Below are 20,841 nucleotides of genomic sequence, written 5' to 3' on the forward strand. Positions count from 1 at the left end.
TTCGGAGGAGCCCGCCGACGGGCTCCTCCGAAGCGTTTTCCCGCAGGTGGAGCGCGCTGCGGCACGGCAGGCTGCCGGGCCGGAGGGCGCCGCAGCACTCGCGGGCCCGGCCCGTGGCGGCTTGCCTGGAAGGGTGTCCGAGCGCGACCGGGCGCCCCTGGCCGGGAAGGCGCCCCCACGACCCCGGAACGTCCTGTCGGCCGTTCTGCTGGTCCTCGCGTGCCTGCTGGTGCCCCTCGGGGCGCTCGCGTCCTGGGCGGCCCACGGGCTCACCGACACCGGCCGCTACGTCCGGACGATGGCGCCGCTCGCCGTGGACCCGGACGTGCGGCTCGCGGTCGCGGACGCCGTAGGGGACGGTGTCCTTCGCGAGCTCGGGCGGCAGGACGGCACCGGCCTGCCGCGCGGGGCGGTCGGACCCTTCGTGCACGACGCGGCGCGCTCCTTCACCCGCACCGAGGCGTATCGCGCGGCCTGGGACGCGGCGAACCGGGCCGCGCACGACGCGGTGCTGCGCTCCCTGCGCGACGAGGGCGCCGGCGGCGCCCCGGTCACCGTCGACCCCGCTCCCGTCATCGCCCGGTTCAAACAGCGACTCGCCGAAGAGCACGTGCCGTTCGCCCACCGCATCCCGGTCCCGCACACGCGGATCCCGGTGCTCCCGGCCGACGACGCGGACCGACTGCGCAAGGGGTACCACGTGCTGGACACCGCCGCCTTCTGGCTGCCGCTCGCCGCCGCCGTCCTCGCGGTCACCGGGATCGCCGTCGCCGTGTGCCGCCGCCGCGCGGTCACCGCCCTCGGGCTGGGTACGGCGCTGGGCGGCGCGCTGCTGGTCCTCGCCGTCGCGATCGGCCGCCGCCTCACCCTCGCCGACCTGCCCGACGCCCTGCACCGCCCGGCAGCGGGGGCCGTCTACGACGCCCTCACGGCCACCTTGCGCACGGTGTCCTGGCTGCTGTGCGCGCTGGGCCTGGCGGTGGCGGCCGGTGCCTGGGTCACGGGCCGGTACGGTCCCCGGCTCGCCGCGCGGCGACCTGCGCGAGGGTCCGCAGAGCCCGGCGCAGATCCGGTTCCGGAGCCGACGCGAGCCCGAGCCTGACGGCGTCGGGCGTGTGCCCGGGCGCGACGGCGAAGGCGGGACCGGGCGTGACGGCGATGCCGTGCGCGGCGGCGGCCGTGAAGGTGTCGGCGCGCCACGGGGCGGGCAGCTCCCACCAGGCGAAGCAGGAGGCCGGATCGGACCGGACGGCGAAGCCCGCGAGCTCCTCGGCGAGGATCAGCTGCCGTCGTGCCGCGTCCGCACGCTTGGCCGCGACCAGCCGCGCCACCGTCCCCTCGCCGGCCCACCGCACGGCCGCCTCCAGCGCGAACCGCCCCGCGCTCCAGCCGCCCGAGCGCACGGCGTCGGCCACGGCGGCGACCCGGTGCGGCGGCACCACGAGGAACCCGGCGGTGAGCCCCGGGGCGACCCGCTTGGAAAGCCCGTCGACGACGTGGGTGAGGGCCGGGGCGTGCACGGCGAGCGGATCCCCGGGCTCCCGGAGGAAGGACCAGATGCGGTCCTCCACGACGGGCAGGTTCAGGTCGTGGAGCAGCTGGGCGAGTTGCAGCAGCCGCGGCCGGCCGATCGTCCGGGACGTCGGGTTGTGCAGCGTCGGCTGCAGGTAGAGGGCCGACAGCGGCGCCGAGCGGTGCGCGGCGGCGACGGCTTCCGGGAGCAGCCCGGCCGCGTCCCCGGCCAGCGGCACCAGGGTGATGCCGAGCCGCGCCGCGATCTCCTTGACCAGCGGATACGTGAGCTGCTCCACCCCGACCCGGCCGCCCGGCCGGACCAGCGAGGCCAGCACGGCGGCGATGGCCTGCCGGGCGTTGCCGGTGAACAGCAGCCGCTCCGGGGCCGGTCGCCAGCCGGGGGTGGTGAGCACCGTGGCCGCGGCCTCCCGGGCGGCCGCGGTGCCGGTGGCGGCCGCCGGCAACAGCGCCTCGGCCAGCACGTCGGGGCGCAGCAGCGGCGCGAGGACGGGGGCGAGCAGCTCCGGCTGGCCGGGCGCGACGGGGTAGTTGAGCTCCAGGTTGACGGGTGCGGTGACCGGAGCGGGTTCGATGAGCGCCGCCCCCGCCGGACCGTCCGGTGCGGCCCGTACGAAGGTGCCGCGCCCGACCTCCCCGACGACCAGTCCGCGGCGCACGAGTTCGCCGTACACCCGCCCGGCCGTCGACGGGGCGATGCCCCGCCGCCGTGCGAACGCCCGCTGCGGCGGCAGCCGTTGGCCCGGCCGCAGCCGTCCGGTGGCGATGTCGTCGGCGATGCGGTCGGCGATGCGCCGGTAGTCACTCATCGACCGGTCTCCCCCTTGGATTGCACCGAGAGCAAAGATCTTATTGCACCGAGTAGTTGGGCGCCCTAGGGTCGACTCCATGGCACCCTTCCTCGCATACGAGGACAAAGGCCCCGATACGCATCGGCTGCCCCTGGTCCTCGTCCACGGCCACCCCTTCGACCGCACGATGTGGGCCCCACAGCTCGACAGGTTCCCGGGTACCCGCCGCGTCATAGCCCCCGACCTGCGCGGCTACGGAGCCTCCCCGACCACCCCGGCCGTCCCGGACTTCTCCGGATTCGCCCGGGACGTCGAGGCGCTGCTGGACGAGCTGCGGGTGGAGTCGTTCGTGCTCGCGGGCCTGTCGATGGGCGGGCAGATCGTCATGGACTGCTACCGGCTGTTCCCCGAGCGCGTCCGCGGCCTGGTCCTCGCGGACACCTTCCCGTCGGCGGAGACCCCCGAGGGCGTACGCACCCGCGACACCATGGCGGACCGCCTCCTCGCCGAGGGCATGCGCGGCTACGCCGACGAGGTCCTGGAGCGGATGGTCGCCCCCTACGCGTCCGCCGAGGTCAAGGCCCATGTCCACGCCATGATGACCGCCACCGCCCCCGAGGGCGCCGCCGCGGCCCTGCGCGCCCGGGCCCGCCGCCCCGACTACACCGCCCTGCTGCCGCGCGTCCGCGTCCCGGCCCTGGTCGTCGTCGGGGCCGACGACACCTTCACCCCGGTCTCCGACGCCCGGGCGATGCACGCGGCCCTCCCGGACTCCCGGCTGCACATCGTCGAGGGGGCGGCACACCTGCCGAACCTGGAACGCCCGGAGGCGTTCGATCACGCGCTGGAGGAATTCCTGGCCCGGGTCGACGCCCGGCAACCCTCCTCCGCCCCGCCCCGTCTTTGAGGGAGGATTCGGGCATCCCACCCCGCGAACGGAAGGCCGGGCCTTGGACACCGCCGCTGCCGAGTGGACCGCCAGGGACGACGGGCGCGAGCACCGCCCTCCCGGACGGCGGTTCGGCGCCTGGTGCGCGGGCCTGCTGTTCGCCGGGGTGAGCGTGGTCGCCGGTTTCCGGGCCGCCGGCAGCGACGGCATCACCCCCGTCCCGCAGCTCCTCGCCTTCCTGCCCTGGCTGCTCGTCCCCACCGGTGTGGGACTGCTGCTCTCGCTGCTGTCCCGCCGGTGGCTCGGCACGCTCTGGGGCGTGGTCCTGCTCGGCCTGCTGGCCTGGTACATCGAGCCGTACGGCAAGGTCGACGACCCCTCGGGCCGCCCGGTCGCCGAACTGCGCGTGCTGACCTCCAACGTCGAGTTCGGCCAGGGCACCGGCTCCCTCGTCGCCGCCGTCCGCCGCGAGAAACCGGACGTGGTCTTCGTGGAGGAGTGCGACCACGCGTGCGACGCGCTGCTGAAGCGGGACCTCTCCCAGGCCTACCCGCACCGCCGGGCCGTGGAGGGCGGCGGCTCGGAAGGCTCCGTCATCCTCAGCCGCTTCCCGCTGCGGCCCACCGCGGGCGTGCCCGGCACCATGGGCATGCCGGGGGCGGTCGCCGACGTCGACGGGCACCCCGTACGACTCCAGCTCGCCCACCCCATGCCGCCGCTGCCCGGCCAGGTGGACCTCTGGCGCCGGGAGCTCGGCGCCCTGCGCGAGGCGGCCGGCGCCGACCCGGACACCCCTCTCGTCCTGGCCGGTGACTTCAACGCCTCCCAGGACCACGCGGCCTTCCGGCGGATCCTCGACACCGGCCTGCGCGACGCCTCCCGCCTGGACGGCGCCGACCGCACGGCCACCTGGCCGGCCCGGACGGCACCCGCGTTCGGCGCGCAGATCGACCACGTCCTGGTGTCGGAGGACTTCGGCGCGAGCCGCACCCGCATCCTGGACCTGGCCGGCACCGACCACCGGGCGGTCGTCACGGACCTCACGCTCCACGAGCGCCGCTGACCGGAACGCGGGCGCACACGAATACGGCCGCCCCTCGTGGCAGGGCGGCCGCATCCGCATGGGGGTCCTAACGAGCCGACTTCGCCAGGGCCTTGTCCATCGCCGCGGCGAAGCCGTTGGCCCACAGCCGGTTGACGCGGGACCGCTCGGTGGAGTTCGGGATCGCGTTGGTGCAGGACGTGCCGGGGCCGCCACCGGACATCAGCTCACTGCACGGACCCGTGTAGTGGTCCGGCAGGCCGAGGACGTGACCCGTCTCGTGGGCGGTGACCCGCGTGGAGTCGTACTGCTGGTTCTGCCGGTAGTCCAGGAAGATGTAGCCGCTGCCGTGGCCGTCGGTGGAGGCGTACGAGCCGCGCGAGTCGTTGCCCTCCCGGTAGCTGAAGTCGGCCGCCGAAGCGGAGCCCGACTGGAGCTTCACGTTCGACACCGAGCTGTTCCATATCTGGGTGCTGCGCGCTATCTGGGCGCTGAACGTCGGCGCGCGGGAGGCGTCGTAGACGACGGTGACGGCCGCGGTGGCACTCGGGTTCGCGGCACGCTTCTCGGCGACGGACTTCAGGACCGCCTGGAAGAAGGCTCTGCTCGCGTCGGCGTCGGCCGCCGCGGACGCGGACGACTTGGCGACGAACCCGGCGTGGGGCTCCGCGACCGGGGACGCCGCGGCGGGGGCAGCAGTTCCGAGTCCGGCCATCGTGAGGCCGAGACCGAGAACCGCAAGGGAGGACAGGGACTTTCGCATCGAGGACTCCTTGGGTGGGGTTGAGTCTCACCGGTGAGTCTCGATGCCTGTGCGGCGCCTGTGATGATGGCAACCAGGGATAGGGCGGGGCTATCGGCTGCCCAGTTCACCTGGTTTAGCGATGGATTATGTGGCTGGTTAACGCCGCGATTCCGCTTTAGCCTCACAGAGCATGGAGCTCGAGGTGAGGCACCTCCGCGCACTGTGCGCCATAGCCGACACCGGCAGTCTGCACCGTGCCGCCCGGCAGCTGGGCGTCGCCCAGCCGTCGTTGAGCACCCAACTGCGCCGAATCGAGCAGGAGCTGGGCGGGCCGCTCTTCCTGCGCTCCCACACCGGCTGCCGCCCCACCCCGCTGGGCCGCCTGGTCCTCAGCCGGGCCCGGCCGCTCATGGCCGACCTGCACCTGCTGGTCACCGAGGCGAGGGCGGCGGCCTCCGGCGGCACCGAGCTGCGCATCGGCTCGACGGCGAGCAAGGCCCTCGCGGGCTGGCTGCGCCGGCTGCGCGCCCACGGCCGAAACCCCAGCCTCCACATGAACGTCTCCCCCAACGCCCTGCTCCGCATGGTCGCCGACGGCCAGCTCGACGTCGCCTTCGTGCACGAGGTGGAGGGCTGCCCGCTGCGCATCCCCACGGAGCTCCGGCTGCGCGTCCTGGTGGAACGCGAACCGCAGTGCGTGTCCCTGCCCGTCGACCATCCGGCAGCCGCCAGGCAGGAGGTCGAGCTGGCCGACCTGGCCGGCGACCGCTGGATGATCGACCCCACGGTCGACGGCGAATGGGACGCCGTCCAGCGGATGTTCCGCGACGCCCGCGTCAGCCCGCACGTCCTGCACGGCGACTACCACACGGCCGACGCCCTGGTCGCGACCGGCGAGGTCGTCACCGTCTGCCAGCCCACCCGCACCCCCCGCCCCGACATGGCGGTACGCCGTATCAAGGGCGACCCGCTCGGCGTACGGCTGCTCGCAGCCGCCCGCACGGAGACCGACCTCGACGGCGTCTACCCCGCGCTGGAGGACGCGTACGGGGAGGTGGCCCGGCAGGCACCGGCCTACCGGGAGTGGAGCGAGCGCGGCCGGCCGGGCCCCGGGGACCCTCTCAGACCCCCGAGCCCGGCCCTTGGGTGAACGGCGGCCGCCGGGTGACTCAGACGCCGATGTCGCGCCCGTCGGCACGCCACACGGCCACGACCGCCGGCCGGACGTACGTGCCCGGGCCGTCGGGCCAGGCGCTGGCCGGCTTCTCCACGGACGCGCCGTCGATCTCGCCCGGGTGCTGCACGGCGACGAGAACGCGCCGGTCCTGGATGATCGGCCCGCAGGTCTCCGCGCCCTTCGGCACGGTCAGGAACTGCTTGAGCTCGCCGCGCCGCTCACCCCGGGTCGCCACACCGAACAGGCCGTCGTGCGAGCCGAGCTGCGCACCGTCGGTGGAGATCCACAGGTTGCCGTGCGGGTCGAAGGCCACGTTGTCCGGGCAGGAGATCTGGCTGACGGCGTCCTTCGGGAACCCGGCGAAGTAGGTCGCCGGATCGTCGGGGTCACCGGCGACGAGGAACAGCGACCAGGCGAACCGGGTGCTCTCGGGCCGGTTCCACCGCTCGGTGAGCTCCAGGACGTGCCCGTGCTTGTTGGCGTTGCGCGGATTGGCCTCGTCCGCCTTGGCGTTGGAGCCGACGCCGCGGTTGGTGTTGTTGGTCAGCGCGACGTACACCTTGCCGGTCACCGGGTTGGGCTCGATGTCCTCGGGGCGGTCCATCTTGGTGGCGCCCACCTTGTCACCGGCGAGCCGCGTGAAGACGAACACCTCCTCGGCGCTCATCCCCGCCACGTGCGAGACGGCACCCTTCGCGGTGGCCGTGGCCAGCGGGATCCACTCACCGCTCCCGTCGAACTCGCCGTCGCCGGGCAGCTTGCCGGTGCCGTCGATCTCGATCGCCGGGGAGTCACCGGTGAGCTTGGCGACGTACAGCGTGCCCTCGTCGAGCAGGGAGAGGTTGTGCTCGCGGACGGCCCGGGAGGAGCCGTGGCGCATCCGCTTGCTGCCGACGAACTTGTAGAAGTAGTCGAACCGCTCGTCGTCACCGGAGTACACGACGGGACGGCCGTCGTGTGTGAGCCGCACGGTCGCCCCCTCGTGCTTGAACCGCCCGAGAGCGGTGTGCTTGCGGGGCGTGGACTCGGGATCGTACGGGTCGAACTCCACCACGTAACCGAACCGGTGCACCTCGTTCGGCTCCTGGGCGACGTCGAACCGCTTGTCGAACCTCTCCCACTTCCGCTCGCTGGCCCCGGTGCCGATGCCGTACCGCTTGTCGGTCGCCCGGCCGCTGTTGGCGAAGTACTGGTTGAAGTTCTCCTCGCCGTGCAGGGTCGTGCCCCACGGGGTGACACCGCCGGAGCAGTTGTTGAGGGTGCCGAACACCTTGGTGCCGCTCGGGTCGGCGGAGGTCCTCACCAGCTCCGCCCCGGCGACGGGCCCGGTGAGCCGGAACTCGGTGGTGGCGGTGACGCGCCGGTTCAGCCGGTGCCGGGGCACAGGGGTGAGCCGGCCCGTCTTCCGGTCCTCCTCGACGACGACGGCGGACAGCCCGTGCGCGGCCCAGGCGACCTCGACCTGCTCCCGGGTCGGCTCGGCGGCGTCGTAGCCGCGGAACATCAGGATCTCGTCGGTGTACTCGTGATTGGCGACGAGCAGCTGCCGGCCGCGCTCGCCGGGCAGCGGCAGCAGGGCGAGGAAGTCGCAGTTGTACCCGAACTGCCCGGCCTGGGCCCTGGCCGTCTGCTGCTCCGGGTCGAAGGCGGGCGCGCCGCGCAGGATGGGCTCGCCCCAGCGGATGACGACGTTCTGCCGGTATCCCTCCGGCACGGTGACCGTGTCGGCGGTGTTGGGCGCGACGGGCGCGAAACGCAGCCCGCGCGCGCCCCTGGCCTTGCGCCGGGCGGCGTCGGACGCGGCGGCGACAGCGGCAGCCGGGGAGCCGGCGGCCGGGGCGGCGGCGGCCTGCGGAGCCCGCGCGACACCGGCGGCACCCGCTCCGGCGGCGGCCACGGTCACCACGGCCGCGGCGCGCATCATCGACCGGCGACCGATCGCACCGGCGATCACGTCACCGACGTAGGCGTTGGAGCTGGTGTTGGGCACCTCGTGGAAGCAGGCGTCACCACATCGGAAACGGCAGGTCATGGCGGACCGGCCGCCGGGGTGCGAACCGGACGGAGTTCCGATCAACGGCAGCAGCTTGCGCACTTTACTCTCCCCTGGGATGCCCTTGGTGTCAGCGTGACCGTAGGGGCGCATACGTGCGACAGCCGGGCGCCCTGGTGAACAACGGATGAACCCACGGGTGACGTACGGGTGTTGTGGTGATTCAGGGCGGCGACACCTGCACCGGCCGGATGCGCTCTTGACAGGGTGGACCTGGGACGACAGACCCTGCCCAAGATCACGCAGGAGGGCCGCTAACCTTACGTGTCCGTCCTGGCCAGGGATTGACGGGCTTCAACTCACGCGAAGGGTTGCGCGCACATGGGCATTCTCACTCGGTTGCGGAACGCGTTCGGACGATCCCGCAAGACACAAACCGCCGAGGCGGAGGATGCGGCGCGTACGGCTACCGCCGGTGAGACCGGCGGAACCGAGGGCGTGACCAGCGAGGACACCGGCCGCGACGCCACCCTCGCCCCGGCGCCCCCCGCCCCGGACCCGAAGGTCCCGTCCCCCTCCAAGGAACCGAACCCCACGCCTTCGGCAAGCGTCCCCGAGCCCCGCACGTCGGACGCCGGGGAACACGACCTCGTCTCGGCGGCCTTCGACAACGTGGCGGTCCCGAGGCCGACACGGTCGACGGAGGGAGAGCAGGGCTCCGCACCGGAGCGGCCGGGTGCGGAGGAGCCGACGGCTGCGGTGGAGCCGACGGCTGCTGAGGAACCGGCGGCGGCCGAGGAACCGGCGGCGGCCGGGGAGACGGCTGCCGAGAAGCCGGCAGCGGCTGAGAAGGCGACGGCGGCCGAGAAGGCGACGGCGGCTGAGAAGGCGGCTGACGAGGAGCCCGCGGTCGTCGCAGAGCCGTCGGCCGTCGAGGAGCCGGAGGCGGCGGAGAAGGCCACGGATGCGGAGGCTGCACCCGCGGAGATGCCCGTCGCCGAGGAGCCTGCGGTGACGGACGAGGCTGACGAGGCCACGGCGGACAAGCCGGAGCCGGAGGCTACGACGCCGGAGAAGCCCGCGGGCGAGACGCAGTCCGATCCCGCGGCGACGACCGACGCGAAGACGGCGGCCGAGCCCGACGCAGCGGCGGAAGCGGACGCAAAGGCGGAGGCTGCCACGAAGGCGGAGGCAGGGACCCTCGCGGAGCCGAAGCCCGAGCCGACGGCCGAGGCTGAGCCGAAGCCGAAGCCCGAGCCCGCAGCCGACGCGAAGCCCAAGGCCACGCGGAAGGCCGCACCGAAGACCGAGGCCACCAAGGCTGAGGCCAAGGCCGCACCGAAGACCGAGACCGCCAAGGCTGAGCCCAAGGCCGCGCCGAAGACCGAGGCCACCACCGGGACGAAGTCCGAGGGAACCCCCGCGGCCGAGTCCGACGCGGTGCCCGCCGACAAGGCGTCCGCCGAAACGAAGCCGAAGACCGAGGCCGAGGCCGAGCCCGCAGCCGACGCGAAGCCCAAGGCCACGCGGAAGGCCGCGCCGAAGACCGAGGCCACCAAGGCTGAGGCCAAGGCCGCACCGAAGACCGAGACCGCCAAGGCCGCACCCGAGACCAAGGCCGCCAAGGCCGCCAAGGCCGAGCCCAAGGCCGCGCCGAAGGCGGCCGGGCCGGCGGACGAGGCCGATCAGGCCGATCAGGCCGATCAGGCCGATCAGGCCGATCAGGCCGATCAGGCCGATCCTGGGACGAAGTCCGAGAAGGCCCCCGAACCCGCGGCCGCCGACGGCGACACCGCCCCGCAGGGGCCACCCGCACCCGGCGACGAAAGCAGCACGGGTGGTGCGGGCGGGAAGAAGGACACGGCCGAAGGCGAAGCCGAGGCCGGCCCCGCCCTCACCCTCACGGCCCTCAAGAAGCACGCCCCCGGCCTCGCCACCGCCTACAAGGCCGCCACCACCACCCTCGAGAAGAACACCCTCACCGGCACCCGCGCCAGGGTCTACCTCGTCCTCGACCGCTCCGCCTCCATGCGCCCGTACTACAAGGACGGCTCCGCCCAGGCCCTCGCCGAGCAGACCCTCGCCCTCGCGGCCCACCTCGATCCCGAGGCCACCGTCCCGGTCGTCTTCTTCTCCACCGAACTCGACGGCACCGGCGAGATCACCCTCACCGAGCACGAGAACAAGATCGACGACCTGCACGCGAGCCTCGGCCGCATGGGCCGCACCAGCTACCACGCGGCGGTGGAAGCGGTCCTCGCCCACCACGACAAGGCGGCGGACCCGGCCGCCCCCGCCCTGGTGGTCTTCCAGACCGACGGTGCCCCGGACGCGAAGACCCCCGCCACCCAGGCCCTCACCGACGCCGCCAAGAGCCACCCCTCCGTCTTCTTCTCCTTCGTCGCCTTCGGGGACCCGGAGAACAAGGCCTTCGACTACCTCCGCAAGCTCAAGACCCCCAACACGTCCCACTTCCTCGCCGGCGAAACCCCCCGCGAACTCACGGACACGGAGCTCTACGAGGGCGTACTGGCGAACTGGCGCCCGTAGCCGTCCCCGGCCCCTGTACGCCGCCCGCTTCTCACCCCGTAAAAGGGGAGGCGGGCGGCGTACCCGTGTCAGCTACGATTTCAAGGTTCCGTAGACGACCGAGACCACGAGATCGTCACCCCACGTAGCGACTTGGGAGCAGCCCGCGATGGCTCGACACCTCATCACCAGCGCCCTTCCGTACATCAACGGGATCAAGCACCTGGGCAACATGGTGGGGTCCATGCTCCCGGCGGACGTCTACTCCCGTTACCTGCGCCAGCGGGGCCACGAGGTCCTCTACATCTGCGCGACGGACGAGCACGGCACCCCCGCGGAGCTGGCCGCCAAGGAGCAGGGCGTCCCGGTGGACGCGTTCTGCACCGAGGCGCACCACCAGCAGAAGGCGATCTACGACGGCTTCGGCCTGGCCTTCGACTACTTCGGCCGCAGCTCCTCCCCGCAGAACCACGAGATCACGCAGGAGATCGCCCGCGAGCTGAAGGCGAACGGCTTCATCGAGGAGCGTTCGATCCGCCAGGTGTACTCGATCGCCGACGGCCGCTTCCTGCCCGACCGGTACATCATCGGCACCTGCCCGCACTGCGGCTACGACAAGGCCCGCGGCGACCAGTGCGAGAACTGCACGCGCGTCCTGGACCCGACGGACCTGATCGACGCCCGCTCGGCGATCAGCGGCAGCAGCGACCTGGAGGTCCGCGAGACCAAGCACCTGTTCCTCCTCCAGTCGGTGCTGGCCGGCGAGGTCGAGGCGTGGGTCGACGAGCGGGCGGACAACTGGCCCGTCCTCGCTTCCTCCATCGCCCGCAAGTGGCTCACGGAGGGCCTGCACGACCGCGCGATCACCCGCGACCTGGACTGGGGCGTCCCGGTCCCGGCCGACACGTGGCCGGACCTCGCCGCGGAGGGCAAGGTCTTCTACGTCTGGTTCGACGCCCCGATCGAGTACATCGGTGCGACGAAGGAGTGGGCGGACCAGGACCCGGAGAACCGCGACTGGCGCTCCTGGTGGTGGGAGTCGGACGCGGACGTCCACTACACGCAGTTCATGGGCAAGGACAACGTCCCCTTCCACAGCGTGATGTTCCCGGCGACCCTGCTGGGCACCCGCGCCCCGTGGAAGAAGGTCGACGTCATCAAGGCCTTCAACTGGCTGAACTACTACGGCGGCAAGTTCTCCACGTCCCAGCGCCGGGGCGTCTTCACGCACGACGCCCTCGACATCCTGCCGGCCGACTACTGGCGCTACTTCATGATGGCGAACGCCCCGGAGTCGGACGACTCGTCGTTCACCTGGGAGCACTTCACCGCCACGGTGAACAAGGACCTGGCCGACACCCTCGGCAACTTCGTCAACCGCGTCCTGTCCTTCTCCAAGAAGCGCTTCGGCGAGGAGGTGCCGGCGGGCGCCGAGCCCGGCGAGGCGGAGGCGAAGCTGGGCGAGGAGATCGCCCGCCTGCTCGCGGAGTACGAGGCGCAGATGGAGGCCATCCAGTTCCGCAAGGCGGCGGCCGCGCTGCGCGCCCTGTGGTCGGCGGGCAACTCCTACCTGGAGGAGAAGGCCCCCTGGCTGGAGATCAAGACCAACCCGGAGGGCGCCGCGCTGACCCTGCGTACGGCGATGAACCTGATCCACCTCTACGCGGTGGTCTCCGAGCCGTTCATCCCGACGTCGGCGCAGAAGATGCGTGAGGCGTTCTCCCTGGGGAACGACACGGCGACCTGGGTCACCGCGGACGAGGCCCGCTCCCTGGCCTCCGTTCCCGCGGGCACTCCGTTCACCATCCCGCCGGTGCTGTTCGCCAAGCTCACGGACGAGGACCTGGAGTCGTACAAGGAGCGCTTCGGCGGCGAGTCGGCGTAACTCCCGCTCCGCACCCGCCCCTAGGGGGAACTCCTCCTGGGGGCGGACGTGTCTCCCGACCGGCTCGTCCGCACGCTCGTCGCCCTGCGAAGGCCTCGGTTCGTAGGATGAGCAAGGAACCCGGCCAACCAGACGGTCCGGGCACCCAACGGGGGGACACCATGGCACTGTTCGGTAACGCGCACACCGTGAACCCGCAGTCGGCCCAGCAGGACTACGCCCGCCTCCTCGGCCACGGCGAGCAGGTGCACGCCGCGTTCCTGCTGATCCGCGACACCATCCTCTTCACCGACCGCCGCCTGATCCTGATCGACAAGCAGGGCATCACCGGCAAGAAGGTCGAGTACCACTCGGTCCCGTACCGCAGCATCACCCACTTCTCGGTGGAGACGGCAGGCACCTTCGACCTGGACGCCGAGCTGAAGATCTGGATCTCCGGCACCCCGGCCCCGATCGAGAAGACCTTCACCAAGGGCGTCGACATCTACGAGGTCCAGGCGATCCTGACGCAGTTCGTGGCGAGGTAACCCGGGAACGTTTCTCCCAATCCCGAAAGAGTGAACGCAGCACCATGTGCTGCATATGCCAGGGGCTGGGGGCCTAGCTTGCGCATATGGTCACATCAGCCCATGAAGGCATGCATCGGATCTTTCAGGAGCGGCCTGAGATCCTTTCCCCGGTCTTCGGGGTGCTGGGCATCGCGTTCCCCGAGAAGGCGGCCGTCTACGCGATCGGCACCGACGTGACGGAAGCCAGGCCCCTGGCACGCCACATCGACACCGTGCTGCGCATCGGCCCGTCCGACGGGGACGACAATGGAGGGACATCGTGACGTTCGTCAACTACTTCCCCGACCGGGGCACGGTGATGGAGAAGGCCTACCTCGAGGGCGAAGCCAAGGGCGAGGCCAGGGGCGAAGCCAAGGCCATTCTCCGCTTCCTCGAAGCACGGGGCGTCTCGGTCCCACAAGAGGCCCGGGACCGCATCGCCGGTTGTACCGACCTGGACCTCCTGAACCGCTGGCTGGACAGGACGCCCCACGTGGAGAGCGTCGACGAGCTCTTCGCCGAGGACGCGGCGCCCGCCGCGGACCGGACCGAGACCTGACCCCGGGGCGATCATGATCGAAGATCCGGACGCCGCACCGGAACTTCACGAGTTGCTCCGGTTCACGGTGACATGCATGGGCTTGGGCATTCCGCCGGAGCGAGTAATGGGTGATTTCCGTTCCGGGCTGGAGAAACTGAGGCAGCAAGGCTCCCTCTCCCTCCAGGACATGGCCCGCATCCGGGCCCGGGTGGACAAGCGGCCCGATGACGAACACGAGGACGAGGAATGGGTCCGGGGGTACGCCGCCGGATACACGGCGGCGTTGGCCGGCGCGGTCCAACGGCTCTTGGAGACTCGTGACATCACGGTCCCCAAGGAGGTCTTCCGCCCCCTCCACCTGTGTCCGGACCCCGACACCCTCACTCGCTGTCTCGACCGCGCCACCACGGTGGACACACCGGAGGAACTGTTCACCGCAGAAAAATAGGGGGCCCCGAAGTCCGGAGCCCACCCGGTCAGCGCCTCGAAGCGTGGGCCACGAAGTCCGCCCAGGCGCCGGGCGTGACCGCCAGACGGGGACCTTCGACGTTCTTGGAGTCGCGAACGTGCACGGTGCCGGGGCTGACGGCAAGCTCAACGCAGGAGTTGCCGTCATTGCCGCCGCTGTAGCTGCTCTTGAACCACACCAGCCCGGAGGCGTCCCCAGCGGTGGTCTTGCGGATCATGTCTCCCCCAGCAGTTGCTCGACAAAGGCCAGCGACTCCCGCGGAGAGAGCGCCTGAGCCCGGATGGTGCCATACCGCAGCTCAAGGACGCGCAGGTGTTTGAGTTCGGAGGTCGGCCGACCGCTGAACGCGCCGTCGGAGCGCCCCACGGCCGTGCCGTCGGGGAACTTCAGCAACTCGATTCGTCCGTCCAGGCCTGAGTGGGTGTCGCAGTCCATCGGCATCACCTGAAGCACGACATTGTGCAACCGCCCCACCTCCAGCAGACGTTCGAGCTGCTGACGCCACACCATCCTGCCCCCGATGGGGCGCCGCAGGACCCCCTCTTCCAGGACGAAGCTCAGCGCCGGCGCGGGCGACCGTTCGAAGACCGACTGCCGGGCCAGCCGGGCGGCAACCATGCGTTCCACATCGTCCGGCGAGTAGGGCGGTTGCGCTGCCCCGATCACGGATCTTGCGTGCTCGCGCGTCTGCAACAACCCGGGGACGATGTGGCACTCGTACAGAGCGATCTCTACCGCCCTGCCCTCCAGCTTCCCCAGCTCCCGAACCTTCTTCGGATACCGAACCCTCTTCACGTCCTCCCAGGCCGCCGCGACGAGCCCACCCGCTCCCAACACCTCGTCGGCCTTGTCCAGATACTCCTGTCGGGGAATCCGCTTCCCGCCCTCGACCTTGTAGACCAGGTCCTCCCCGTATCCCACCGCCGTCGCGAACTCGGCGGCCCGCATCCCCACCGCCTCACGCCGCAGCCTCAACTGCCGTCCCACCGTGGCGATGACGGCCACTCCCCACTCGTCGTCCGGGTCCACCTCCCACCCCGGCTCGTCCGCTTCCCCACCCAGCCGACGCACCTCGCCGTCCACCGTCATGCCGCACCTCCGTCGCACTGCCGACAGCCCGGACAACGGCCTACAAGCCCCGGACAGTCACCCTACGTACTTGCACTGTCACTGTTCACGGTAGGCAGTCACCGCCACGCTCAGTGACGTGAATCAGGAAAAGTCCACCCAACTTCTCTCGCCCGACGAGCACTTCAGCGTCCTGCTGTCGTCCACACCGCGCGGCGCCCGCCTCGCCCGGCTCCTCGCCACGGAGTGGATGCGCACCCGGGAGGTGCCTCACGGCGTCACCGAAGCCGCCGAGCACCTCGTCGCCGAACTCGCCGCGAACGCCGCCACCCACGGGCGGCTTCCCGGCCGGGACTTCCGCCTCGTGCTCCGGATGCAAGGCGAAGCCCTCCGCATCGAGGTCACGGACACCCGCGGTGACGACCTCCCCCGCCGTCGCCCATCCGTCCCCGACGCCGAGTCAGGCCGCGGCCTCCTCCTCGTAGAGGCCCTCGCCGACCGCTGGGGCGTGCAGACCGGGCCGGTGCCCCGCAAGACTGTATGGGCAGAACTCGATCTGCCGAACCCCTGAACAGCCAAAACAACACACGCACCGTGACGTGGCCGCGTGTGCTCCGGTGCCGTCGGCGGTCTTCCCCAAGAAACACGAGAGGGAAAGAAACCGCACCAAGCCCCACCCCTCCCGCCCACGGCGCACGCTCACTCCGGAGAGTGAACATCACCAACTGAGCTGGATTCCAACCCGGTTGCCTGCTCTACGCTCAGCGCAACACCAAGCACCACGACACAACCCCCAGACATGCAACGGCCCTCGCCGGGACTGGCATCCCAATGCGAGGGCCTGACCACCAAGGAAGTCAACACCTTCCCGATGGACACCACCAAGGAAGTCAACACCTTCCCGATGGACACCCAAAACCCTAGCGTGCGCCCCCACGCCCAGTCCCGTAACAGCGGCAAAAACCACCCGCACCGGCACACCGGCGGGCACGCGCACCCCGGCGGCGGCGTCATCCACGACAACACCCGCCACACCACCCGCTTCACGGTGATCGGCAACCACCTCACGCAGCACCCCGACCTGTCGCTCCTCGCGATCGGACTGGCCTGCCACATCCAGTCGCTGCCCACCGGCGCGGGCATCGACATCAAGTCCCTCGCCGCCCGCTTCCCCGAGGGCCCCACCCGGATCGCCGCGGCCCTGCGCGAGCTGGAGACCCACGGCTACCTGAGCCGCACCCGCGAACGCACCCCGACCGGCCGCATCGTCACCCGCACCGTCTCCTGCAACCAGCCCCGAGGTCACCGCGACCGCGACACGACCGAAGCGGCACCACCCAAGCCCCCGCCCCGCCGATCGGCAACCGCCCCGCAGCAGAGACCGTCGCGCCCCCGCGCCCTCCCCGCCGTACCGAAGCCCGCGTACAGCTCCCCCACCCTCCTCCAGGCAGCCACCGAGGTCCTCGCCGGCCTCCGCCGCACGGACCCCCGCCTGCTCCTCTCCGCCACCGACGCCGAACACCTCGCCCCCGGCGTCGCCGCCTGGCTGGAACGCGACCTCACCCCCACCGCCGTACGCCACGCCCTGACCAGCGACCTGCCACCAGAACCCCTGCGCCGCCCGGCCGCGTTCCTGGCCCACCGCCTCACCGCCCAGCTGCCACCCCTGCCGCCGTTCCGCTCACCCGAGGCGTCACCGGCTGTCCGTCATCCCCTCCAGAACTGCGACGGCTGCGACCACGCCTTCCGCGGTCCCGCCCCCGGCCGCTGCCGCGCGTGCCGACCCGATCTCCCCGGAGGCCGCCTAGCATGAACGTGACGATCCTTGCCCCTGGGCACAGACGACGAGGAGCGAGCGCCATGACCATCGCCCCGGAGAACGCGCGGCAGGGCGCCTCCCACCTGTACCGGGTCATGCGGGATTTCGTTCAGTCGGCGGACGACAACCTCCCCGGCAAGTTCGAGATCACCAAGGAAGGGATCGTCCTCGACATGATGTCGCCCATGAAGCCGCACGAACTCACCGTGCTGCGCGTCCGGAAGCGCCTGGAGAAGGCGATGCCGGACGAGATCGTGGCCCACACGGGTGAGCCCGACGTGGAGGACGAGCCCGAGGGCATCATGCGCCGGCCTGACGTGATGGTGATCGCCGAGGCCGACATGGAAGGGGAGGGTTCCTTCGATCCCCGGGCGCTCGTCGCCGCCGTGGAGGTCGTCTCCCGCTCGAACCCGGACAACGACTGGGTCACCAAGATGCGCGACTACCCCCTGATGGGCGTCCCCGTCTACGCGATCTTCGACCCCCGCACCGGCACCGGCACCGTCCTCACCGACATCCACGCCACCCCCGACGGCCCCCGCTACGCCACCCGCAAGGACTTCGTCTACGGGGAGGACGTCACCATCGCGGACTGGACGATCTCCACCGAAGGCCTGCCGCGCTACGAAGACGGCACCGGCGAGCGGCGCTGAACTTCTCCGACTGCTAGGGCGCCAGCAACGCCGCGACACGGGCAGCGGTCCGCTCGCCCGCCCGCTGCCTGATCAAGCCCTCCTTGGCGGCGGCACGGAGTCGGACCTCCGAGTCGGTCGCCCCGCCCTGTCTCACCCGTGCGGTGACGACCACCGGGTTCAGGCCGCCGGCGCCACCGCCGACGACGACCCGGATCGTCCGTTGCGCCTCATCGGATTCCGGCACGGGGCCGACCGTTCGCCCTGCCCGTCCGAGTACCGAGGCAACGTGCTCGACGGCATCGTCGAACGGCAGGGCGACGACCAGGTCGATCTCGCGAACGTTCTTCCTCATCAGCTTGGCCACGAAGCGGGTCAAGCCGCCCCATGCCCCGGCGGCAGCAGCCAGAGCGGCAAGTTCATCGGCCAGGATCTGGTCCTCGTGGTCGTCCATACGCCCCCCGTTCGCATTCGGCCGACCACGATTACCACGAGCCGTGGCGACTACCGCGCAGCAGCCTCCTCCGAAATCCCCGCACGCCCACGAGTGCCTACCGGCTCGCCCCGGTTCGTGTGCCGCACGAACGCCACCCCCAGCACCGCCAGGACCGACGCCGCCGACAGCGTGTACAGGCCCCCGTTCGTGCTTCCCGTCGTGTCCTTCAGGTAGCCGAACAGGGTGGGGGACACGAATCCGCCCAGGTTTCCTATGGAGTTGACCAGGGCCAGACCCGGCGCCGCGATCTTCAGGTCGAGGCCCGACTGGGCCATCGGCCAGAACAGGGTGGCCGCGCACTTGCCGCCCACCGCCGCCAGAGTGAGCGCGGCGAGGCCGAACCAGGGGGAGCCGAGGGTGGCGAGGAAGGTGCCACACGCGGAGAGGACCAGGGCGATCGCCAGGTAGGGACGGCGGTCCGGGGCCCGGTCCGTGAAGTGGCTCGTCGTGTACATCGCGATCACCGCGCAGATCCAGGGGATCGCCGACAGCAGCCCGACCTGGAAGGGCGACAGCCCGCCGATCTCCTCCACCAGGCTCGGCAGCCAGAACGTGATCGCGTAGCCGGTGAGCGCCATCGCGAAGAAGACGGAGGTCAGTACGGCCACCTGCGGGTGGAAGATCAGCTTCCGGCGCGACACCGACGGGGCACGGTCACGCACCTCCCTGTCCCGCGCCACCGCCTCGCCCAGCGCGTCCTTCTCCTCCCGCGTCAGCCACTTCGCGTCCTGGATCCGGGAGACCAGGAAGAACCCGGCGATGAAGCCGACCAGGATGGAGAAGGCGCCCTCCAGGGCGAACATCCAGCGCCAGCCCGCGATGCCGCCCGCGCCGTGCAGTTCGAGGAGCGCGCCCGTGATCGGGCCCGTCACGATGTACGCCGTCGCCGAGCCGCCCAGGAAGATCGCACTGGCCCGGCCCCGGCTGGAGTCCGGCAGCCACTGGGTGAAGTAGAGCAGCACGCCGGGGAAGAAGCCGGCCTCCGCGACGCCGAGCAGGAACCGCAGCCCGTAGAACATCCACACGTTGTGGATGAAGCACATGGCCACGATCACCAGACCCCAGGTGATCATGATGCGGGTGAGCCATACCCGGGCGCCGAACCGCTCCAGCCACATGTTGCTCGGCACTTCGAACAGTGCGTAGCCGATGAAGAACAGGCCCGCGCCGAGTCCGTAGGCGGTGGCGCTGACCCCGACGTCGGCTCGCAGTTCGTCCTGGACGAAGCCCACGTTCGTCCGGTCCATCTGGTTGACCAGCAGCATCAGGACCAGGATCGGCAGCATGCGGCGCAGGAACTTGCCCACCGCCCGTTGCTCGGCCTCGGGTATCGCCGTCGGGGCGTCTGACATCGTTGTCTCCCTCGTTGTACACATACATGAACAGCAATCATGTACGCGGCTCGAAGGGACCTTAGAGAGGCCCGCCTTCCGGGTCAACGGGTGGGACAGAAGTCCACATCTGTGAATGTGGGGCGGACGGTCAGGACCTGCCTGCTCACGTCCGCCCCACATGTCCGCGTCAGCTCCCGGTGGCCGACGCCGACGCCGACGCGCCCGGCTGGACCGAGTCCCCCGTGCCGTCCTGCGTCGCCTCGGGGTCGACGCCCATCGTGAGCGTGGCGACGACGCCCTTGGCGACGGCGCCCTTCTTGTACTTCAGCTTCAGCAGCCCGCCCTCCGTGCCGTTGCCCGGGTAGATGGTGTCGTCGTCGAGGGTCGTGCGGGTCGTGGTGTTGGTGGAGTACGGCGCGACCTCGGCCGTGGCCAGCACGGACGCCTCGTCGAAGAAGAGCTGGCCGGTGTGGCAGGTCGTGCCGCCCTCATAGCCGGCGTCGGTCCAGGTGCCGTTCACGTGCACCTTGGTGTGGATGTGGACGCAGCGGCCCTGGTACCAGCCGGGGAAGACCGTGCGGAAGACGACCTCGCCCTTCCTGTCCGTCCGCCACGTGCCGCGCAGGAAACGCTCGTCGTCGGTGGGCTCCTCGTGCCCTCCACCGCCGCCTCCCGGAGGCCCGCCCGTGGGCGTACCGGTCGGCGTACCGGAGGGTGTACCGGAGGGCGGCGTGCCGCCCCCGCCCCCTCCACCGCCCCCGCTTCCCATCGCCTCGTACCCGGAGTACACGCCCAGCGCGTTGCAGTGCCAGATGTCGACGGCGGCGTTCGCCAGGGGCTTGCAGGTGTCGGAGTCGATCACCTTCAGACGCAGGGTGAGCGGGATGCCCTCCTGGTCCTCGGTGATGTCCCGGCGGAGCTTGTCCGCGTCGATGTAGTAGGGGCCCTCGGTCGTCTCGGAGGTCAGTCGGTAGCAGGCCTCGCCGGAGGCCTGGGCCGTCCTGCCCTTGGCTGCCGTGGTGTCCTCGCCGGCGAACGCGCCCGCCGCGAACGCACCTCCGGCACCCGCCGCGACCACCGCACCGGCTCCCGCGACGACGACCTTGCGGCGCGTCAGATCCTTCTTGTGTTTCGGCCCTCGGGCCGTCTCCTGTCCCGTCATGGGAAAGGAAGCTAGGGAGCACGGCTGTCAGGAGCCTGGGTGAGAGCTGGGTGAGAGCCCTGGACGCGAAAGTGGGGGGGGGGCGGCGGGGGGGGGGGGGCGCGCGCGCGGGGGGGGCGACCCCGCCCACAGGGGGCGGGGGGGGGGCGGCGCGAAGGTGCCGGGGGAAAGAGGGGGCGCGGGAAGCT

21 protein-coding genes are annotated in these 20,841 nt (G+C 71.3%); 13 read left to right on the forward strand and 8 right to left on the reverse strand.

Features of this window, described 5'->3' with window-relative positions; all coding sequences use genetic code 11:
- Positions 1 to 133 precede the first annotated feature (133 nt).
- On the forward strand, positions 134 to 1,102 hold the full coding sequence (locus tag ACFCXS_RS25325) for a hypothetical protein (RefSeq protein WP_376645618.1): 969 nt from the start codon (positions 134 to 136) through the stop codon (positions 1,100 to 1,102).
- Here ACFCXS_RS25325 and ACFCXS_RS25330 read toward each other — a convergent pair.
- Positions 999 to 2,342: a PLP-dependent aminotransferase family protein gene (locus ACFCXS_RS25330; RefSeq protein WP_376645619.1), complete on the reverse strand. Its 1,344-nt coding sequence runs from the start codon at positions 2,340 to 2,342 to the stop codon at positions 999 to 1,001. The genes ACFCXS_RS25325 and ACFCXS_RS25330 overlap by 104 nt on opposite strands.
- A 79-nt stretch (positions 2,343 to 2,421) precedes the next feature.
- Here ACFCXS_RS25330 and ACFCXS_RS25335 point away from each other — a divergent pair, with 79 nt between their 5' ends.
- A complete protein-coding gene (locus tag ACFCXS_RS25335) occupies positions 2,422 to 3,231 on the forward strand; it encodes an alpha/beta fold hydrolase (RefSeq protein WP_376645620.1) in 810 nt (269 codons plus the stop codon).
- A gap of 43 nt (positions 3,232 to 3,274) precedes the next feature.
- Positions 3,275 to 4,276 (forward strand): endonuclease/exonuclease/phosphatase family protein, encoded by a 1,002-nt coding sequence (locus ACFCXS_RS25340; protein WP_376645621.1) that lies wholly within the window; start codon positions 3,275 to 3,277, stop codon positions 4,274 to 4,276.
- A gap of 67 nt (positions 4,277 to 4,343) precedes the next feature.
- On the opposite strand, the gene snpA is transcribed toward ACFCXS_RS25340, so the two are convergent.
- On the reverse strand, positions 4,344 to 5,018 hold the full coding sequence (snpA, locus tag ACFCXS_RS25345; protein WP_376645622.1) for a snapalysin: 675 nt from the start codon (positions 5,016 to 5,018) through the stop codon (positions 4,344 to 4,346).
- A 172-nt stretch (positions 5,019 to 5,190) separates the two neighbouring features.
- Between snpA and ACFCXS_RS25350 the strand changes: the two genes are divergently transcribed.
- A complete protein-coding gene (locus ACFCXS_RS25350; RefSeq protein WP_376645623.1) occupies positions 5,191 to 6,150 on the forward strand; it encodes a LysR family transcriptional regulator in 960 nt (319 codons plus the stop codon).
- Positions 6,151 to 6,169: 19 nt separating this feature from the next.
- Here ACFCXS_RS25350 and ACFCXS_RS25355 read toward each other — a convergent pair whose 3' ends face one another.
- Complete coding sequence (locus tag ACFCXS_RS25355) at positions 6,170 to 8,272, reverse strand: PhoX family phosphatase (protein ID WP_376645624.1); 2,103 nt, start codon at positions 8,270 to 8,272, stop codon at positions 6,170 to 6,172.
- Positions 8,273 to 8,668: 396 nt separating this feature from the next.
- On the opposite strand from ACFCXS_RS25355, the gene ACFCXS_RS25360 reads away from it, so the two are divergent.
- The 6 genes from ACFCXS_RS25360 (at position 8,669) to ACFCXS_RS25385 (ending at position 14,121) form a co-directional block, all read left to right on the forward strand.
- Positions 8,669 to 10,720, forward strand: coding sequence for a VWA domain-containing protein (locus tag ACFCXS_RS25360; protein WP_376645625.1), 2,052 nt, complete (start codon positions 8,669 to 8,671; stop codon positions 10,718 to 10,720).
- Between the two features lie 148 nt (positions 10,721 to 10,868).
- Positions 10,869 to 12,584 (forward strand): methionine--tRNA ligase, encoded by a 1,716-nt coding sequence (metG, locus tag ACFCXS_RS25365; protein ID WP_376645626.1) that lies wholly within the window; start codon positions 10,869 to 10,871, stop codon positions 12,582 to 12,584.
- Positions 12,585 to 12,745: 161 nt separating this feature from the next.
- Positions 12,746 to 13,111 (forward strand): PH domain-containing protein, encoded by a 366-nt coding sequence (locus ACFCXS_RS25370; protein WP_053670278.1) that lies wholly within the window; start codon positions 12,746 to 12,748, stop codon positions 13,109 to 13,111.
- A 110-nt stretch (positions 13,112 to 13,221) separates the two neighbouring features.
- Positions 13,222 to 13,416, forward strand: coding sequence for a hypothetical protein (locus ACFCXS_RS25375; RefSeq protein ID WP_376645627.1), 195 nt, complete (start codon positions 13,222 to 13,224; stop codon positions 13,414 to 13,416).
- Positions 13,413 to 13,691 carry a hypothetical protein gene (locus tag ACFCXS_RS25380; RefSeq protein WP_376645628.1) on the forward strand — a complete coding sequence of 93 codons (279 nt, stop codon included), beginning with the start codon at positions 13,413 to 13,415 and terminating at the stop codon, positions 13,689 to 13,691. Before ACFCXS_RS25375 ends, ACFCXS_RS25380 begins: the two co-directional genes overlap by 4 nt.
- 13 nt (positions 13,692 to 13,704) lie before the next feature.
- Positions 13,705 to 14,121 (forward strand): hypothetical protein, encoded by a 417-nt coding sequence (locus ACFCXS_RS25385; protein WP_376645629.1) that lies wholly within the window; start codon positions 13,705 to 13,707, stop codon positions 14,119 to 14,121.
- Between the two features lie 28 nt (positions 14,122 to 14,149).
- Here the strand turns inward: ACFCXS_RS25385 and ACFCXS_RS25390 are convergent, their stop codons facing one another.
- On the reverse strand, positions 14,150 to 14,359 hold the full coding sequence (locus ACFCXS_RS25390; RefSeq protein WP_376645630.1) for a DUF397 domain-containing protein: 210 nt from the start codon (positions 14,357 to 14,359) through the stop codon (positions 14,150 to 14,152).
- Entirely contained in the window at positions 14,356 to 15,231 is an 876-nt protein-coding gene (locus ACFCXS_RS25395) for a helix-turn-helix domain-containing protein (protein WP_376645631.1), read from the reverse strand. The genes ACFCXS_RS25390 and ACFCXS_RS25395 overlap by 4 nt, the downstream gene beginning before the upstream one ends.
- A 118-nt stretch (positions 15,232 to 15,349) precedes the next feature.
- Between ACFCXS_RS25395 and ACFCXS_RS25400 the strand changes: the two genes are divergently transcribed.
- The 3 genes from ACFCXS_RS25400 to ACFCXS_RS25410 all read left to right on the forward strand — a co-directional run bounded on the left by ACFCXS_RS25400 (position 15,350) and on the right by ACFCXS_RS25410 (position 17,682).
- Positions 15,350 to 15,781: an ATP-binding protein gene (locus ACFCXS_RS25400; RefSeq protein WP_376645632.1), complete on the forward strand. Its 432-nt coding sequence runs from the start codon at positions 15,350 to 15,352 to the stop codon at positions 15,779 to 15,781.
- A 333-nt stretch (positions 15,782 to 16,114) separates the two neighbouring features.
- On the forward strand, positions 16,115 to 17,023 hold the full coding sequence (locus ACFCXS_RS25405) for a helix-turn-helix domain-containing protein (RefSeq protein ID WP_376645858.1): 909 nt from the start codon (positions 16,115 to 16,117) through the stop codon (positions 17,021 to 17,023).
- A gap of 47 nt (positions 17,024 to 17,070) precedes the next feature.
- Complete coding sequence (locus ACFCXS_RS25410) at positions 17,071 to 17,682, forward strand: Uma2 family endonuclease (protein WP_376645633.1); 612 nt, start codon at positions 17,071 to 17,073, stop codon at positions 17,680 to 17,682.
- Positions 17,683 to 17,695: 13 nt separating this feature from the next.
- On the opposite strand, the gene ACFCXS_RS25415 is transcribed toward ACFCXS_RS25410, so the two are convergent.
- The 3 genes from ACFCXS_RS25415 to ACFCXS_RS25425 all read right to left on the reverse strand — a co-directional run bounded on the left by ACFCXS_RS25415 (position 17,696) and on the right by ACFCXS_RS25425 (position 20,653).
- Positions 17,696 to 18,115: a hypothetical protein gene (locus tag ACFCXS_RS25415; protein WP_376645634.1), complete on the reverse strand. Its 420-nt coding sequence runs from the start codon at positions 18,113 to 18,115 to the stop codon at positions 17,696 to 17,698.
- A gap of 50 nt (positions 18,116 to 18,165) precedes the next feature.
- Entirely contained in the window at positions 18,166 to 19,509 is a 1,344-nt protein-coding gene (locus ACFCXS_RS25420) for an MFS transporter (RefSeq protein WP_376645635.1), read from the reverse strand.
- A 169-nt stretch (positions 19,510 to 19,678) separates the two neighbouring features.
- Positions 19,679 to 20,653 carry an intradiol ring-cleavage dioxygenase gene (locus ACFCXS_RS25425; protein ID WP_376645636.1) on the reverse strand — a complete coding sequence of 325 codons (975 nt, stop codon included), beginning with the start codon at positions 20,651 to 20,653 and terminating at the stop codon, positions 19,679 to 19,681.
- Positions 20,654 to 20,841 lie beyond the last annotated feature (188 nt).

Origin of the sequence: Streptomyces sp. NPDC056373, from assembly GCF_042262425.1 — a bacterium.
Lineage (GTDB): Bacteria > Actinomycetota > Actinomycetes > Streptomycetales > Streptomycetaceae > Streptomyces.